Raw genomic sequence first — 14,550 nt, forward strand, 5'->3', positions numbered from 1 at the left:
CTCAGGCCAGGAAGGCTTCGATGGCCGCGGCCAGGGCTTCGGGCTGGTCGTGGTGCAGCATGTGGCCGGCGTCCTGCAGCACGGTCTGCTTCAGGTCGGGCACCAGGGCGAGCCGGGCTTCGAAGTCGGCGCGCGGATAGCGCGTGCCCCAGAAACGCGTCAGCTGGTCGTCGCTGCCCTCGACCCACAGCGTCGGCGCGGCGATGCGCTGCCAGCAGGCCAGCACCTCGGCCTTGCGGTAGAGCATGGGGTTGGCCAGCTTGTGGGCCGGGTCGGCATTGAGCTGGAAGCCGTCCGGCGTTTCGCGCGACCAGTGCTGGGCCAGCCAGCCGGCCTTGTCGGCGGCCAGGCGGGGGTTGTTCTTGCGCAGCCGCTCGGCCACGTCGGACAGCGTGGCGTAAGGTCGCAGCGACGGCGGGTCCTTGAGCTCGTCCAGCCACTTGGCCAGGCGCTCGGGCGCGGCGGCGGGGGCGATGTCGGGCATGCCGAAGCCTTCGAGATTGATGAGGCGACGTATGCGCTGCGGACGAACCCCGGCATAGCTCATGGCCACATTGCCGCCCATGCTGTGGCCCAGCAGGTCCACGGGTGCATCGGGGCTCAATGCATCGAGCAGGGCGTCGAGGTCGCCGAGGTAGTCGGGAAACCAGTAGCAGTCGGCACCCGTCGTCTCGCTGAGGCCGAAGCCGCGCCAGTCCAGGGCGATGACCTCGCGCTCGTCCTTCAGCGCATCAACGACGAACTGGAAGGAGGCGCCGACGTCCATCCAGCCATGCACCATGACCAGGGGCAGCCGGCCCGGCAAGGGCTGACCCCAGCGCAGGATGTGGTGGCGCAGGCCGCGCAGGGCCAGGAATTCGCTGCGATGGACGCGGCGCGGGGTGTAGACATCGGGCATATCCGCACTGTAGGACACGGCAGTGCGCCGACAATGGGGTCATCATGCCCGCACCCCGCCACGACATCCGAGCCGCCGAGCCGAGCGACCTCAAAGCCATCGTCCAACTGATCAGCGAGCTGGCCGAGTTCGAAAACCTGACCCATCTGCTCGAGGTCACGCCGGACAAGCTGGAGCCCCATCTGTTTGGTGACAACCCGTCGGCGGAATGCCTGGTGGGCCTCGTGAACGGCGAGGTCGTCGCCTTCGCGCTGTTCTACACCAACTTCTCGACCTTCCTGGCCAAGCCCGGCCTCTACCTGGAAGACCTCTATGTGCGCCCCGCCCACCGCCGCAGCGGCCTGGGCAAGGCCCTCATCATCCAGCTGGCCCAGACGGCCTGTGAGCGCGGCTATGGCCGCTTCGACTGGACGGTGCTGGACTGGAACGAGGACGCCATCCGCTTCTACGAGGGCCTGGGCGCCGACGTCATGCCCGAATGGCGCATCTGCCGCCTGACCGGCGAGGCGCTGGAGCGCTATGCCGAGGGCGACCGTCCCAGCATGTGGTCGCCGTCTTCCTGGCTCGGGCTGTGAGCCCCTCGTCTGGCCTTGCCCTGCTGAACGCGGGCATGTCCAGCCGGTCCCCCAAGGGGACGGCGATGCTTGCGGCGTCGAGCCGCAAGCACATCGCCAGACGGGCCGGCTAGGGAGCGGCCCGGCGCTCGGCCCGCGGGGGCTCAGTGCAATCCATTAGGACAGCCGAGGTCGGGCTGGCTAGCATTCGCCCCCTTGTCCCAACCGGGGGTGGCCCATGGCGGAAGACCGATACGAGCAGCTGCACGGCGCCTTCCGCTGGCAGGTGCCGGCGGACTTCAACATCGCCGAGGCCTGCTGCGGGCGCTGGGCGCGTGACACGCCCAATGCCACCGCCATCCATTTCGACAGCGAGAGCGGCTGTCGCGCCCACTACAGCTATGCCCAGCTGCAGCGCGCCGCCAACCGCCTGTCCAATGCCCTGCTGAGCCAGGGCGTGCGCCGCGGCCACCGCGTCGCCATCGTGCTGCCGCAGCGTTTCGAGACGGCCGTCGCCCATATCGCCATCCAGCAGATCGGCGCGGTCGCCATGCCGCTGTCCATGCTGTTCGGCGCCGAGGCGCTGGAATACCGGCTGCAGGACAGCGGCGCCGTGCTGGCCATCGCGGCCTGCGAGGCCCTGGCCGGGCTGCGCGAGGTCAAGGCCCGCTGCCCGGCGCTGCGCCGCATCCTCGTCGTCGGCGAATGCCCTTCCTCCATCAATCCAGATTGCGACGAGCTGTCCTGGATGCAGGCCCTGCAGGCTGAGGAAGCCCGCTTCAAGCCCGTTGCCACCCAGGCCGACGACCCGGCCATCCTGATCTACACCAGCGGCACCACCGGCAACCCCAAGGGCGCCCTGATCCCGCAGCGGGCGCTGATCGGCAACCTGACCGGCTTCGTCGCCAGCCAGAACTGGTTCGGCTTCGACCCCTTCGACGCCAGCAAGCCGTCTGACGCCGTGTTCTGGAGCCCGGCGGACTGGGCCTGGACCGGCGGCCTGATGGACGCGCTGCTGCCCACGCTCTACTTCGGCCGACCCATCGTCGCCTGGCAGGGCCGCTTCTCGGCCGCCAAGGCCTTCGAGCTGATGGCCGCCCATGGCGTCACGCACGCCTTCCTGTTCCCGACGGCGCTCAAGGCCATGATGAAGGCCGAGCCGCGGCCCAAGCGCCATGCGCTGAAGCTGCGCGCGCTGATGAGCGCTGGCGAGGCGGTGGGCGATGCGGTGTTCAGCTGGTGCCGCGACGCCCTGGGCGTGCCGGTCAACGAGATGTTCGGCCAGACCGAAATGAACTACGTCGTCGGCAACTGCCAGGCCCTGTGGCCGGCCAAACCCGGCAGCATGGGCCGGGCCTACCCGGGCCATCGCGTGGCCGTCATCGACGACGAGGGCAAGGTCTGTGCGCCGGGCGAGACCGGCGAGGTGGCCGTCAATGCCTTCGACCGCCATGGCGCTCCCGACCCGGTCTTCTTCCTCGGCTATTGGAACAACGAGGCGGCGACGAAGGCCAAGTTCACCGGCGACTGGTGCCGCACCGGCGACCTCGCCCGCAGCGACCGCGACGGCACCCTCTGGTACGAAGGCCGGGCCGACGATGTCTTCAAGGCGGCGGGCTACCGCATCGGCCCCGGCGAGATCGAGAACTGCCTGCTCAAGCACCCCGCCGTGGCCAATGCGGCCGTCGTGCCCAAGCCCGATGCCGAGCGCGGTGCGCTGGTGAAGGCCTATGTGGTGCTGGCCGACGGCCATGCGGGCGATGCAAAACTGGTCGAAGCCCTGCAGGCTCATGTGAAGGCGCGGCTGGCGCCCTACGAGTACCCCAAGGAGATCGAGTTCATCGCCGCCCTGCCGATGACGACGACCGGCAAGGTGCAGCGCCGCGTGCTGCGCCTGCGCGAAGAGGAACTCGCCTCAAGCCGCGCGGTTGCGTAGCTTCAGCAGGCTCAGGCCCAGCAGCACGAAGAGCCCGCCCGAGATGCGGTTGAACAGCCGCAGATGCCGGGCCTCGGTCAGGAAGCGGCGCAGCGTGCGGAACAGGCTCACGTAGAAGGCATGCGACACCAGGGCGAAGGCCGTGAAGGTGATCGTCAGCAGCACCGTCTGCCACAGCAGCGACTCGCCCGGTACCAGGAACTGCGGGAACAGCGCCGTGAAGAACAGGATGGCCTTGGGGTTGGTGACGGCCACGCCCAGGCCTTGCAGGAAGAGCTTGCCCGGCGTTGTCGGCTGGTGGGCCGAGGGCGAGGCATCCAGCCGCAGCGGCGCACTGCGCCACTGCTTGATGCCGAGATAGATCAGGTAGCCGGCGCCGACCAGCTTGACGACCAGGAAGGCCGAAGCCGACACGGCCAGCAGGGCGCCCATGCCGGCCGTGGCCGCGCCCGAAACGATGAAGAGGCCGGCCGCATTGCCCAGCGAGCTGAACATCGTGTGTCGGGGGCCGACGGCCACCGAGTTGGAGATGGCCAGCAGCACGCCCGGGCCCGGCGAGAAGCAGGTCAGCAGGGCGACGCCGCAGAACAGCAGCCAGGTCGAGAAGGGCATGACGAGCTCGAGAGATGCAGACCCGTCAGTCTAGGCAAGACCTCAAGACCGAGCGCGCTGGTAGTGCAATCGCCAGATCAGCGTCCAGGTCTTGCCGCCGTCGCTGCTGCCTTCCCAGTCCCAGTCGAAGCTGTCGGGCTTGATGTCGTAGAAGCGCATGCGCTGGCCTTTGAGCCGCTCGCCCACCGGCTGGAAGGCGGTGGCGAAGAAGCGCGTCTCGCCCTCGCTGCCACCGGTCAGCGCGAAGAAGCCGCCCTGGTTGTCGGCCCAGGCCTGGTGCCAGACGCCGGCCTTGTCCAGCACCGACAGGGAGCGGCCCAGCAGGCGCGGCGCGACGGCCGGGTCGCCGGCGAAGTCTTCCTCGATGACCTTGCCCTCCAGGATCTTGCTGACCCGGTTGCGGGCCTGGCCGGGGCTGCCGTTGGCGTTCTTCCAGGTGACCACCCAGTCGCCGACCCAGAAGTCGAACAGTTCGGCAGGCGTGGCGGCTTGGGCGGGCGAGAGCAGGGTGGCGAGCATGGCGATGGCGGCGAGCAGTGAGCGCATGGCGGCGAAGGGCAGTGACGAGGGCGCCAGCCTAGGCGGCGGCGGTCGCCCGCGGTGTTGCAGAAATTGCGTGCCGTGGTGTCGATTGCAGCGTCGCCCATTCGTCTTGGGCTTATCCCCTGCCACTCGAGGATGCCTGATGAAGATCATTGAACGATCCGCCCTGACCGTCGTGGGCCTGCAGATCCATGCCACGCCGATGTCGCCCGCCATCCCCGCGCTGTGGCCGCGCTTCGTGGCCCGCATCCCCGAAATCGAGTCCGTGGCCGAACCGCGGGTCAGCTATGGCGTCATGCACAACCAGGCCGCGGACCAGAGCTTCGACTACCTGGCCGCGGTCTCCGTTGCGCCTTCGGCGGTGGCGCCCAATGGCATGACGCGGTTGACGTTGCCGGCGGGCCGCTATGCCTGTTTCAGCGTGCCGCTGTCGGGCCTGGGCGAAGGCTATTGCGACATCTTCGAACGCCAGCTGCCGGCCTCAGGTCATGTGCAGGTCGGCGGCCCGCTGTTCGAGCGCTATGGCGAGGACTTCTGCCCGGACGACCCCGCCTCGCTTGTCGAGATCTGGGTGCCGGTGGCGCCTCGCTAGGGCGGCACGCGGATTGCCCGCTTGGTGTGCTTCAGCGCTGGAGTCCGCCATGACCGACCTGCCTTCCCGCCTCCGCTTCGCTGCGGCCCTGCTGGCCGTCTTGCTGGCCGCCTGCCGCAAGGAGGTGCCGCCCCCGCCGGTGCCGCCGGCCGAGCCGACGCCGCGCGTGACGCCTAGCGAGGACCTGCGTGGCGCCTCCGACCAATCACAGGCGCCGCCCGCCGTCGGCGCGATGACCGCTGGCCAGGCGGCGGGCGGGCATTCGAGCCGGCCCATCCAGCCCAGCGGCGGGGATGGCACCGCGGCGTCGGCTGCCAGCGCGCCGGCATCGAGGACCGCGCCACCCTAGACTGCGCGCATGATCCTGCGCGACCTGCCCGATCTGGCACCCCGGCCCCTGACCGCCACCAACGCCGGCTTCCGGCAGTGGTTCGCTGAGCATTGGGGCCGCGAGAACGCCATCGTGATGGGCTGGTCGCGGGAGGTCGAATTCCCGCCGCACACCCAGACCCTGTCCATCAAGCGGGCATGGGGCGGCGAGGGCGAGGACTATCTGCTCACCGACCGGCGGCTGAGAGTCGACGCTGGCCACTGCCTGATCCTGAACCAGGGTGGCCACTATGGCGCCCGCATCCAGAGCCGCGAGCCGGTGCTGAGCTTCGGCGTGTTCTTTCGGCCCGGCATGGCAGCGGAGATGGCGCATGCGGCCCGCCAGAGCCTGCCCCAGGCCCTGGCGGCCGACGGCGAGTTGGGAAGCCTGGCCCTGGGATTCGCGGAGCATCTGCGCCCGGCCGGCGGTGCCCTGGGCGCCGAGCTGGCCAGCCTGCGCGATGCCGTTCTCGCCGGGCGGGGCGAAAGCCTGGGTGATGCCGATGACGAAGCCTGGCTGGAAGAGCGCCTGCAGTCGCTGCTGTGGCGCATGCTGGAGGCCGAGCCCGGCTGGCGTTCGCGCAGCGGCCAGCTCGCCGGACTCAGCCGTGGCCAGCATGCCGAGTTGCTGGCGCGCCTGGACCGCGCCACCGACTACATGCTGAGCTGCCAGGCCGAGGCCCTGTCACTGGACGACATCGCCGCCGTGGCGCGGCTGTCCAAATACCACTTCGTGCGCTGCTTTCGTGCCTTGCAGGGCTGCACGCCCATGGCCTGGCTGGCGCGGCAGCGCACCGAGCAAGCGCTGCGCCTGCTGCAGGACGCGACGCTGTCGCTGGACGAGGTCGCCGCGCGCAGCGGCCTGGGTTCGCGCCAGACCCTGTTCCGCCAGCTCAAGCGCCGCGGCGGTGCGAGCGGCCAGGCCCTGCGCGCGCGCCTCAGCGCGAGGTCGTGAGCCCCTGGCCGGCGGCCCAGGACGCGATGTCCTCGCGGCGGATGGCCGCGGCCATCAGGCCGGGGAAGGCCTCGGGCGTGCAGGCGAAGGACGGCACGCCCAGGGCGGCGAGCTTGGTGGCCAGGCCGCGGTCGTAGGCCGGCGCACCCTCGTCGCTCAGGGCCAGCAGCGTCACGAACTGCACGCCGCTTTCCACCAGAGCCGCGGCGCGGCTCAGCAGGCCGGCTTCGACGCCGCCTTCGTAGAGGTCGGAGATCAGCACCAGGATGGTGTTGCGCGGCTCGCGGATGATGGACTGGCAATAGCCGACCGCGCCGTTGATGTCGGTGCCACCGCCCAGCTGCACGCCGAACAGCAGCTCCACCGGGTCGTCGAGCTGCTCCGTCATGTCCACCACCGCGGTGTCGAAGACGACGAGCTTGGTCGACACCGCCGGCAGCGAGGCCATCACCGCGCCGAAGATGCTGGAGTAGACGACCGAGTTGGCCATGGAGCCGCTCTGGTCGATGCACAGCACCACCTCGCGCTGCGGCCGGCGCGCCTTGCGGCCGTAGCCGATGAGCTGCTGGGGCACGACGGTGCGGTGTTCGGGCTGCCAGTGACGCAGATTGGCGCGGATGGTGCGATGCCAGTCGATCTCGGCGTGGCGCGGCCGGCGGTTGCGCTGGCTGCGGTCCAGGGCCCCGGTGATGGCCGAGCGCATCGGCTCCTCGAGCTTGCGCAGGAGCTGCTCGACGACGCGCCTCACCACGAGGCGGGCCGTCTCCTTGGTGTTGGCCGGGATCACGCGCGACAGCGAGATCAGCTGGGCGACCAGGTGCACGTCGGGCTGCACCGCGTTCAGCATCTCGGGCTGCAGCAGCATGTCGCGCAGGTTCAGCCGCTCCAGCGCGTCGCGCTGCATGACCTGCACGACGGAACTGGGGAAGTATTTGCGGATATCGCCCAGCCAGCGCGCCACGCTGGGCGACGAGCCGCCGCGGCCACCGACGCGGTCGCGCGACTTGGCGCCGCCCGGGCCTGGGGCTTCGTACAAGGCCGCCAGCGCCTGGTCCATCTCCTGGGCCGGACCCGACAGGTCGCCCAGTGCCGCCTCGGCTTCGCCGCCCAGCACGAGGCGCCAGCGGCGCAGTCGTTCGTCGGTGCTCATGCGTTCAATCCCATCAACAGCCGCAGTGTCGGCAACGGCAACACGGCGCGGGCCTCGTCCCAGTCGGCGCCGGCCTGCGGGTCGGCCGCCACGGCGCCCTGCACGGCGCGCTGGCCCAGGTCGCGCCGCTCGCCAGCCGAGAACTGCGCGAAGCTGCGCCTCACCAGCGGCAGCACCTGCACGAAATGGGCTTCGCCCAGGCCGGCCAGCCAGGCATCCACCAGGCCCCAGACGGTGGCGTCGTGCAGCAGCACGACGGCATTGCGGTTCAGAAAGCCATCCAGCCAGGCCGCGGCCTTGGGTGCATCGGCACCGGCCGACAGATGCAGGGACAGCTGCTGGGCGGCCCGCTCGCTGGTCCAGTCGCCGGCGTCCAGCAGCAGGCGCGTGGCCAGGCCTTGCAGCAGCTCGTGGGCGGTGGGCAGGCCGGCCAGTTGCTCGAGGGCCTTGCGCCAGGCGGCGGTCTGATCCTCGGCGTCGCGCAAGCCGACGGCCGAGTGGGCAGCCAGCAGCTGAGTGCGCAGCGTGGCGGCGGCCTCATCGTCCAGGGCTGTGGCGGCCAGCGGCAGCGCGATGGCGCCGCGCACGATGAGGCTGTCCAGCAGATGCGACACCAGGCTGGCATCGGTCTGGCGCACATTGCCGTAGCGGAAGACCTGGGCCAGCGGCGGCAGGGCGGCCAGCAGCTGGCCGGCATCGCCGGTCAGGGCGGCGCGGTCCTGCAGGGCCTGGGTCGCGGCCGGAACGGCGGCGGGCAGATCGGCCAGCAGCACCGCGTCGATCAGCGCAGCCAGCTCGCCCAGGGCCTCGGTCTGGGCACTGCGCTCGATGGCACGGTTGGCGGCGGCCTGGGCCACTGTCTGGCCGAAGCGGCTGGCCTCGATGAGGCGCAGCGCGAACTCGGGCTGCCATTGCAGGGTCCAGAGCTCGTGGAAGCTGCCGCGCGACGAGCGGCCCACCTGGGCGATCTCGCCCCAGGGCAGGTCCAGCAGCTTCAGGCGGTGCAACAGGTGGCTGCGCGCCAGATCGTTGGGCTGGCGCAGGTCCAGGTCCAGGGTCTTGCGCAGGGCCTCGGCCTTGAGACGCAGGCTTTTCTGCGTCTGCTCCAGGTCGCGCTGCAGCGGCACCGTGGGCAGGTCGGGTGGCACCGTGCCAAGGCGGTCGCCAACGACGAGGGCGTCGGCCACGAAGGCCAGCATCGCCTCGTCGCCCAGGGTCAGCACGGTGCGCGTGGCTTCGTGCAGTTCTTCCAGGCCGGGGGCGGGACGGCCGCGCAGGGCGGCCAGCGTGTCGGCCAGCCGGGCGGCTTCGATGAGGTGGGCGGAGGAGCAGTCCAGGTCGCGTTCGCGCATCAGCGCGGCCACGCGGGCCAGCCAGCCGATGCTGCGGCGCGCGCCGGTGTCGGCCCACAGATGCTCGTACCAGCCCGGCGACGCGATGCCGGCGCCATAGCCGCTGGCGCGCGTCAGCAGCCGGTTGGTCCACGGCACCCAGGTGGCGGCGACCTTGAGCTTGGGGCAACCGGCCAGGCCGTCCTTCAGCAACGTCGTGTCGGCCTTGGCCGTGACGTTCGCCTGCAGGGCCGGCAGATGCCAGGCGCCGCAGACGACGGCGATGCGCTCGAAACCTTCCTTCTGCGCTGCCCGCAGGCCCTGGCGCATCTGGGCCTCGCGCAGCAGGTCGCGGGTGTCGGTCTCCCCGACCTCGGCGCGCAGGGCCGTCATGGCCTCGGCGATGGCCGAGAACAGCTCCTCGCCGTCGCCGCGCTCCTCCACCTGGTGGTTCCACCAGGCCTCGCCGTCGGCATAGCCGGCGGCCTTGGCCAGTTCGCCCAGCGGGTCTTCACGCGGGCTGTCCTTGGCTTCGTCCTCGCTCTCGCGCTGCACTTTCGTCATCGCCAGCGAATGCGCCACGGCCAGGTCGATGAATCGCACCGGCACGCCGTTCGTGGCCGCCCAGCGCAGGGCCTGCCATTCGGGCGAGAACTCGGCAAAGGGGTGGTAGATCGCCAGCCCTGGTTCGTCGGGGCAATAGCTCAGCAGGGCCACCGGTGGGTTCATACCGGCCTGCAGCACCGCGCCGACGAGCTCGTCGGCCTCGGGCGGGCCCTCGACCAGCACGCAGTCGGGCTTCAGCGCTTCCAGCGCACGCACCAGGCTGCGCGCGCAGCCCGGGCCGTGATGGCGGATGCCGAAGAGGTGGGCCATGTTCAGTTCAGTTCCCTGAACGCCCGGTACAGATCCTTCCAGTCCGATCGCTCCTTGACGACGGTCTCGAGGTACTCCGTCCAGACAGCCTTGTCCTGCACCGGGTCCTTGACAACGGCCCCGATCAAGCCGGCGGCCATGTCGGCTGGGCGCAGCACGCCGTCACCGAAATGGCCGGCCAGGGCCATGCCGCTGTTGATGACGGAGATGGCCTCGGCGGTGGACAGCGTGGAGGTGGGCGACTTGATGCGCGTCTTGCCGTCCTCGGTCTGGCCGCTGCGCAGCTCGCGGAAGATCTGCACGACGCGCTGCACCTCCTTCAGTGCGGGCGGCTCGGCCGGCAGCTCCAGCGCCCGGCCCATCTCACCGACGCGTTTGGTGACGATGGCGATCTCGTCCTCGGCGCTGGAGGGCACCGGCAGCACGACGGTGTTGAAGCGGCGCTTCAGCGCGGCCGACAGTTCGTTGACGCCCTTGTCGCGGTTGTTGGCCGTGGCGATGACGCTGAAGCCGCGCACGGCCTGCACCTCGCTGGAGAGTTCGGGGATGGGCAGGGTCTTCTCGGACAGCACGGTGATGAGGCTGTCCTGCACGTCGGCCGGGATGCGCGTCAGCTCCTCGACACGGGCGATCTTGCCGTGGCGCATGGCCTGCATCAGCGGGCTGGGCACCAGGGCCGCTTCGGACGGGCCGTGGGCCAGCAGCTGGGCGTAGTTCCAGCCGTAGCGCAGCTGCTCCTCGCTGGTGCCGGCGGTGCCCTGGATCAGCCGCGTGGAGTCGCCGCTGATGGCCGCGGCCAGGTGCTCCGACACCCAGGACTTGGCCGTGCCCGGCACGCCGTACAGCAGCAGCGCGCGGTCGGTGGCCAGCGTCGCGACGGCGATCTCCATCAACCGCGCATCGCCGATGTATTTGGGGCTGAGCTCGAAGCCGTTGTCCAGCCGCCCGCCCATCAGATAGCGCACGACGGCCCAGGGCGACAGCTCCCAGTTGGCCGGGCGCTGGCGCGTGTCCGCGCGCTTCAGTTCGGCAAGCTCCTCGGCGAACTGGGTCTCGGCATGCTGGCGAAGTACAGAGTTCATGGTGTCCTCGTCGGGATCAGGGTGTGCAGGGTGCGTCGCGCGGCGATGGTCCTGTCGACCAGGGCCAGCGCCTCGACGCAGCTGGGGGTTTCATCGGCACGGCGCGGCAGGTCGGCGAGGGCGCCGAAGCTGCTCGGGTGGGCGACGCAGGCGAAGTCGGCCAGCTGGCCGCGCAGGCCGTAGTCGGTGTTCAGCGCGCCGTCGCGGGCCTTGTCGTGCAGGGCGCGCACCAGCACGCCCGACAGTTCGGCCGACAGCGACTGCCCCGGCGGGCAGGCGTTCAGCGCCTGCATGAGCACGATGGCCAGCTGCTGCGAGCCGTTGCGTGCTGCGGCCATCAGATGGCGGTCGCGCGCGGCCGGTGGCAGCAGGCCCAGCACCGTGGCGGGGTCCATGCGCAGCGCGGGAGGCCAGCGGTCCAGCAGCGCGTCGCACCAGGCGTCGTCGGGCGCGGCCAGCAGCACGTCGGCCCAGCCGCGCACCAGGGCCTCGGTCCAGTCGGTGCCGGCGGCCCAGGCCAGCAGCTCGGCGGCCGTCATGCCGGTGTGGCGGCTCCACCAGGCCAGCGGCGTCTGGCGCACGAGCTGGTACAGCCACCAGGCGCGCTCGCCCAGGGTCTCGTGGGTGGGCCGGGTGGCGTCGACCTGGTCGGCCTTCCAGTCGCTGCCGGCGGCGGTGGGCGCATCGACTTGCCAGCGCTTGCGCAGCAGCAGGTCGCGATCCTGGGTCAGCAGGGGCGTGATGCGCTCGACGGCACGGCGCGGATGGGCGGCATCGGGCAGGCGCAGCAGCAGTTGCAGGGCGGCCTGGCGCACTTCCTTGCTGCGGTCGCCGCGCAGTGTTTCCAACAGCGGCTCGTCCGCCAGGCTGAGGCCGGTGGCGAGGGCGCTCGCCAGGTCGGCGCGCTCACGGGCGGGCAGTTCTGCGAGTGCGGCTTGCAGGCGTTCGCGACCGGCGGTCGCGTCGGTGGCACGCAGACGGGTCAGCCAGGCGCGGCGCTGCTCCAGCGTGCCTTCCGTCCATGGCGTGTCGCCGCCGTCGTCTTCGCTGACGCCGGCCGCATAGGCCCAGTCCTCGCGCTGCGCCGCCAGCCACAGGCCGCGCTGGCCCAGGGCCGGCAGCAGGGCGGCGCGCAGCGCGATCGAGCGGCGGCCCAGCTCCAGGGCCTGCGGCAGCAGCAGCCCGGGCAGGCGCAGCCCGGCCCGGGCCAGGATCACGAAGGCCTCGTGCGGCAGGCGCGCGGGACTGTCGAAGAGGGCCTGGCGCAGCGCGTCGAACACCAGGCCGGGTCCGGGCGCGGGCAGGGTCTCGTCGGCGGCCGGTGTGGGCAGTTCGGCGGGCGCGGCCGCGCCCTGCGCGCCGGCCAGGCCGCAGGCGGCCAGCACGGCGACGGTGCGCAGCAGCGCGGTGGCGGGGTCCGTGGCGGCACCAGCGGCTTGGCTGATGGTGTCGCCGATGTCGCCGGGCCAGGTGGGCAGCGGCGCCGCAAGGCGGTCCGTGCCGACCGTGGCGGCGGGCAGCAAGGCAGTCCAGGGCGAACTCATTGGTGCCCCCTTCGGCCTGCGGCCTGTCCCGCCAGGCGGGAGCGAGCTTGCTTGGGGCGGCCCGGCGCGGCGCTCATGTCGACCTCCGCAGCCAGATGATGGTGCCGTCAGCGGACCAGGCCGTCAGCGGTGCAAAGCTGCGGCCGTCCCATTCCCCCATCAGCCGCAGCGGACGTCCGCCGGCGATGGCGAGCAGGGTCCAGGCCTCGGTGTCGGGCAGGGTCATGGGCAGCAGGCGGCCGGCGCCGACGACGGCCATGCCATCGCCCTGGCGCAGGGGCAGGGCATCGGCCAGCACGAGGGGATGCAGGTTCACCCAGGGGTTGGCGGCAAAGCGCTTGGCGATGGCCTGCCATTCAGACGCAGCGGCGGCCTCGGGCCAGCGCGCCGGGCCAGTGTCCGACGTTGGTTCGGCGGGCAGGGCGCGCAGCGGCGCCGCCCCGGGAAAGAAGGCGAGGGCGGTCTCGGTCGAGGTGCCGACCAGCCAGGACTGTTCGAAGCCGCGGCCGCCAAAAGCGTGGTCCAGCAGCCAGGCGCGCCGGCCGCTGCGCTCGCCCTGCAGCCAGACGCGTCTCTCGGTCAGCTTGTCGTCGCGCTCCTCGGTGAGGCTGCCCAGCACCGTCCAGCGGTCCAGCACACGCTCGCCCTGGTCCAGCACCTCGCTGCGCTCCAGCGGCCAACCAGCGACGGTGCGCAGGTCGGCCTGCAAGGGCGCGGGCAGCTGCTCGCGGCGAGACAGGCCTTCGCAGGCGAGCTGCAGCAGGCCCAGACGTTGCAGCGTCTGCTCGGGCCAGTCGGCACCGCGACGTACACCCTGGGCGGCCGCGAGCACACGCTGGCCCAGGCCCGGCGCCTGCGCGTCGACCAGCCGGCGCGCCTGCGTCTGCCAATTGGCCAGGGCCTCGTCGTCCAGGGCACCGAGGCCGCGGGCGAGCTGGTCGGCCAGCCAGCGTTGCAGGTCACTGGCGGCGGTGCCTATGCGCTGCCAGCGCTGGGCTTCGCGTTTGTCGGCGGCTTCGGGATCGGCGGGCGGGGCAGCGGCCTTGGCGGCCTGTTTCTCCGCCTGCTTCTCGGCCTTGTCGGCGCGGCTGCCCAGCCATTCGCTGACCCAGGCGGGTGCTTCGGTCGCCGTGAAGACAGCGGCCTGCTGGGCCCGCATCAGCAGCAGGGCGAGGCCATGCTTGCAGGGGAATTTGCGGCTGGGGCAGGAGCAGCGGAAGGCCGGGCCGCTGAGGTCGACCTGGGTCTGGTAGGGCTTGGAGCCACTGCCCTGGCATTCGCCCCAGACGGCGGCCTCATCGGCGCCGAGCAGCGGCCACTGTGCGGGCCTGACCAGGCCATGCGCGGCCTTGGCCGAGGCGGCATCCGGTGCGAGCGCGAGTACGGCCTCCGTGGTCAGCAGCATGCTGGCCATCTCCCCCTGATCTGTTGTGCGCGCAGTCTATGTCAGGGCCGGTGGCCTCTCATTTGCACTTGTAGGGCTTGCCAACCATGCTGATCGCCCGCGGGGCCACGCTGCCGTTGAACTGGTCCACATCGGCGATGCGTGAGCGGAAGATCTCGACGCAGGTGTCGCCGCGGCGCATGACGGTGCGGCGGTCGCCCTGGGCGCCGACGGCCTGGGAGCGGTTCTCGCTCGTGCTTTCCTCGACCCAGGCACCTGCACCGCCGGTGGCGTCGGCGATGCGGTCTTCGAAGGTCGGGCGTGGCGTGTTGCTGCGCGGGTCGTTGAGCGCCGGGTTGCGGGCCGCGGCGCTGGACGCGGCATAGCCGGGCGGCAGGGCCAGCCGCAGCGTCGTGCGCGGTGGTTCCGCGGACGGCGCAGGCGCCACAGGAGTGACCGGCGCCGGCGCAGGGACGGTGTCGGGCACGGGCGGCGGGGCGACGACGACGCGGGGTGGCAGGGTGATGTGCGGCCCGATGTTGCGGGGCGGCTCCTTCTCGATGAGCTGCGGCACGCGCGGCTGGGGCAGCGCGATGAGGCGCACCGTCGTCACGCGCCGGTCGGCGTGCTCGCCGAGCGACGGCGGCTTGTGCATCCACAGCGCCGCCAGCAGCCCGAGGTGCAGGGCCGCGACGAGTCCGCGCGCAATCCAGCGGTGGTCCAT

14 protein-coding genes are annotated in these 14,550 nt (G+C 71.4%); 5 read left to right on the forward strand and 9 right to left on the reverse strand.

Annotation, left to right across the window (positions count from 1 at the left end):
- Window position 1: 1 nt before the first annotated feature.
- Window positions 2-898 carry an alpha/beta fold hydrolase gene (locus tag ACS5PN_RS22920; protein ID WP_439466320.1) on the reverse strand — a complete coding sequence of 299 codons (897 nt, stop codon included), beginning with the start codon at window positions 896-898 and terminating at the stop codon, window positions 2-4.
- 44 nt (window positions 899-942) lie between these two features.
- Between ACS5PN_RS22920 and ACS5PN_RS22925 the strand changes: the two genes are divergently transcribed.
- Both ACS5PN_RS22925 and ACS5PN_RS22930 read left to right on the forward strand, forming a co-directional pair.
- Window positions 943-1,473, forward strand: a complete 531-nt coding sequence (locus tag ACS5PN_RS22925; protein ID WP_439466321.1) for a GNAT family N-acetyltransferase — start codon at window positions 943-945, stop codon at window positions 1,471-1,473.
- A 217-nt stretch (window positions 1,474-1,690) separates the two neighbouring features.
- The gene (locus tag ACS5PN_RS22930) at window positions 1,691-3,388 is read left to right on the forward strand and encodes an acyl-CoA synthetase (RefSeq protein ID WP_439466322.1); all 1,698 of its coding nucleotides are present in this window, start codon (window positions 1,691-1,693) and stop codon (window positions 3,386-3,388) included.
- Here ACS5PN_RS22930 and ACS5PN_RS22935 read toward each other — a convergent pair.
- Both ACS5PN_RS22935 and ACS5PN_RS22940 read right to left on the reverse strand, forming a co-directional pair.
- On the reverse strand, window positions 3,368-4,000 hold the full coding sequence (locus ACS5PN_RS22935; RefSeq protein WP_439466323.1) for a LysE family translocator: 633 nt from the start codon (window positions 3,998-4,000) through the stop codon (window positions 3,368-3,370). The genes ACS5PN_RS22930 and ACS5PN_RS22935 overlap by 21 nt on opposite strands.
- Window positions 4,001-4,042: 42 nt before the next feature.
- Window positions 4,043-4,546: a hypothetical protein gene (locus ACS5PN_RS22940; RefSeq protein WP_439466324.1), complete on the reverse strand. Its 504-nt coding sequence runs from the start codon at window positions 4,544-4,546 to the stop codon at window positions 4,043-4,045.
- A 139-nt stretch (window positions 4,547-4,685) separates the two neighbouring features.
- Here ACS5PN_RS22940 and ACS5PN_RS22945 point away from each other — a divergent pair, with 139 nt between their 5' ends.
- From ACS5PN_RS22945 to ACS5PN_RS22955, 3 genes are read left to right on the forward strand one after another with little or no spacing between them, the layout of a single operon-like run.
- On the forward strand, window positions 4,686-5,135 hold the full coding sequence (locus tag ACS5PN_RS22945) for a GyrI-like domain-containing protein (protein ID WP_439466325.1): 450 nt from the start codon (window positions 4,686-4,688) through the stop codon (window positions 5,133-5,135).
- A 49-nt stretch (window positions 5,136-5,184) separates the two neighbouring features.
- Window positions 5,185-5,484: a hypothetical protein gene (locus ACS5PN_RS22950; RefSeq protein WP_439466326.1), complete on the forward strand. Its 300-nt coding sequence runs from the start codon at window positions 5,185-5,187 to the stop codon at window positions 5,482-5,484.
- 9 nt (window positions 5,485-5,493) lie between these two features.
- On the forward strand, window positions 5,494-6,459 hold the full coding sequence (locus tag ACS5PN_RS22955) for a helix-turn-helix domain-containing protein (protein WP_439466327.1): 966 nt from the start codon (window positions 5,494-5,496) through the stop codon (window positions 6,457-6,459).
- On the opposite strand, the gene ACS5PN_RS22960 is transcribed toward ACS5PN_RS22955, so the two are convergent.
- The 6 genes from ACS5PN_RS22960 to ACS5PN_RS22985 form a co-directional block, all read right to left on the reverse strand.
- Window positions 6,443-7,609, reverse strand: a complete 1,167-nt coding sequence (locus tag ACS5PN_RS22960) for a VWA domain-containing protein (protein ID WP_439466328.1) — start codon at window positions 7,607-7,609, stop codon at window positions 6,443-6,445. The genes ACS5PN_RS22955 and ACS5PN_RS22960 overlap by 17 nt on opposite strands.
- A complete protein-coding gene (locus tag ACS5PN_RS22965) occupies window positions 7,606-9,816 on the reverse strand; it encodes a DUF5682 family protein (RefSeq protein ID WP_439466329.1) in 2,211 nt (736 codons plus the stop codon). The genes ACS5PN_RS22960 and ACS5PN_RS22965 overlap by 4 nt, the downstream gene beginning before the upstream one ends.
- Before the next feature lie 2 nt (window positions 9,817-9,818).
- Entirely contained in the window at window positions 9,819-10,898 is a 1,080-nt protein-coding gene (locus ACS5PN_RS22970; RefSeq protein ID WP_439466330.1) for an ATP-binding protein, read from the reverse strand.
- On the reverse strand, window positions 10,895-12,442 hold the full coding sequence (locus ACS5PN_RS22975; RefSeq protein WP_439466331.1) for a DUF5691 domain-containing protein: 1,548 nt from the start codon (window positions 12,440-12,442) through the stop codon (window positions 10,895-10,897). Before ACS5PN_RS22975 ends, ACS5PN_RS22970 begins: the two co-directional genes overlap by 4 nt.
- Window positions 12,443-12,515: 73 nt before the next feature.
- Complete coding sequence (locus tag ACS5PN_RS22980; RefSeq protein ID WP_439466332.1) at window positions 12,516-13,847, reverse strand: SWIM zinc finger family protein; 1,332 nt, start codon at window positions 13,845-13,847, stop codon at window positions 12,516-12,518.
- Window positions 13,848-13,905: 58 nt separating this feature from the next.
- Window positions 13,906-14,550 carry a hypothetical protein gene (locus ACS5PN_RS22985; RefSeq protein ID WP_439466333.1) on the reverse strand — a complete coding sequence of 215 codons (645 nt, stop codon included), beginning with the start codon at window positions 14,548-14,550 and terminating at the stop codon, window positions 13,906-13,908.

This window comes from Roseateles sp. NT4, assembly GCF_051857475.1.
In the GTDB taxonomy this organism is placed as follows: domain Bacteria; phylum Pseudomonadota; class Gammaproteobacteria; order Burkholderiales; family Burkholderiaceae_C; genus Pelomonas.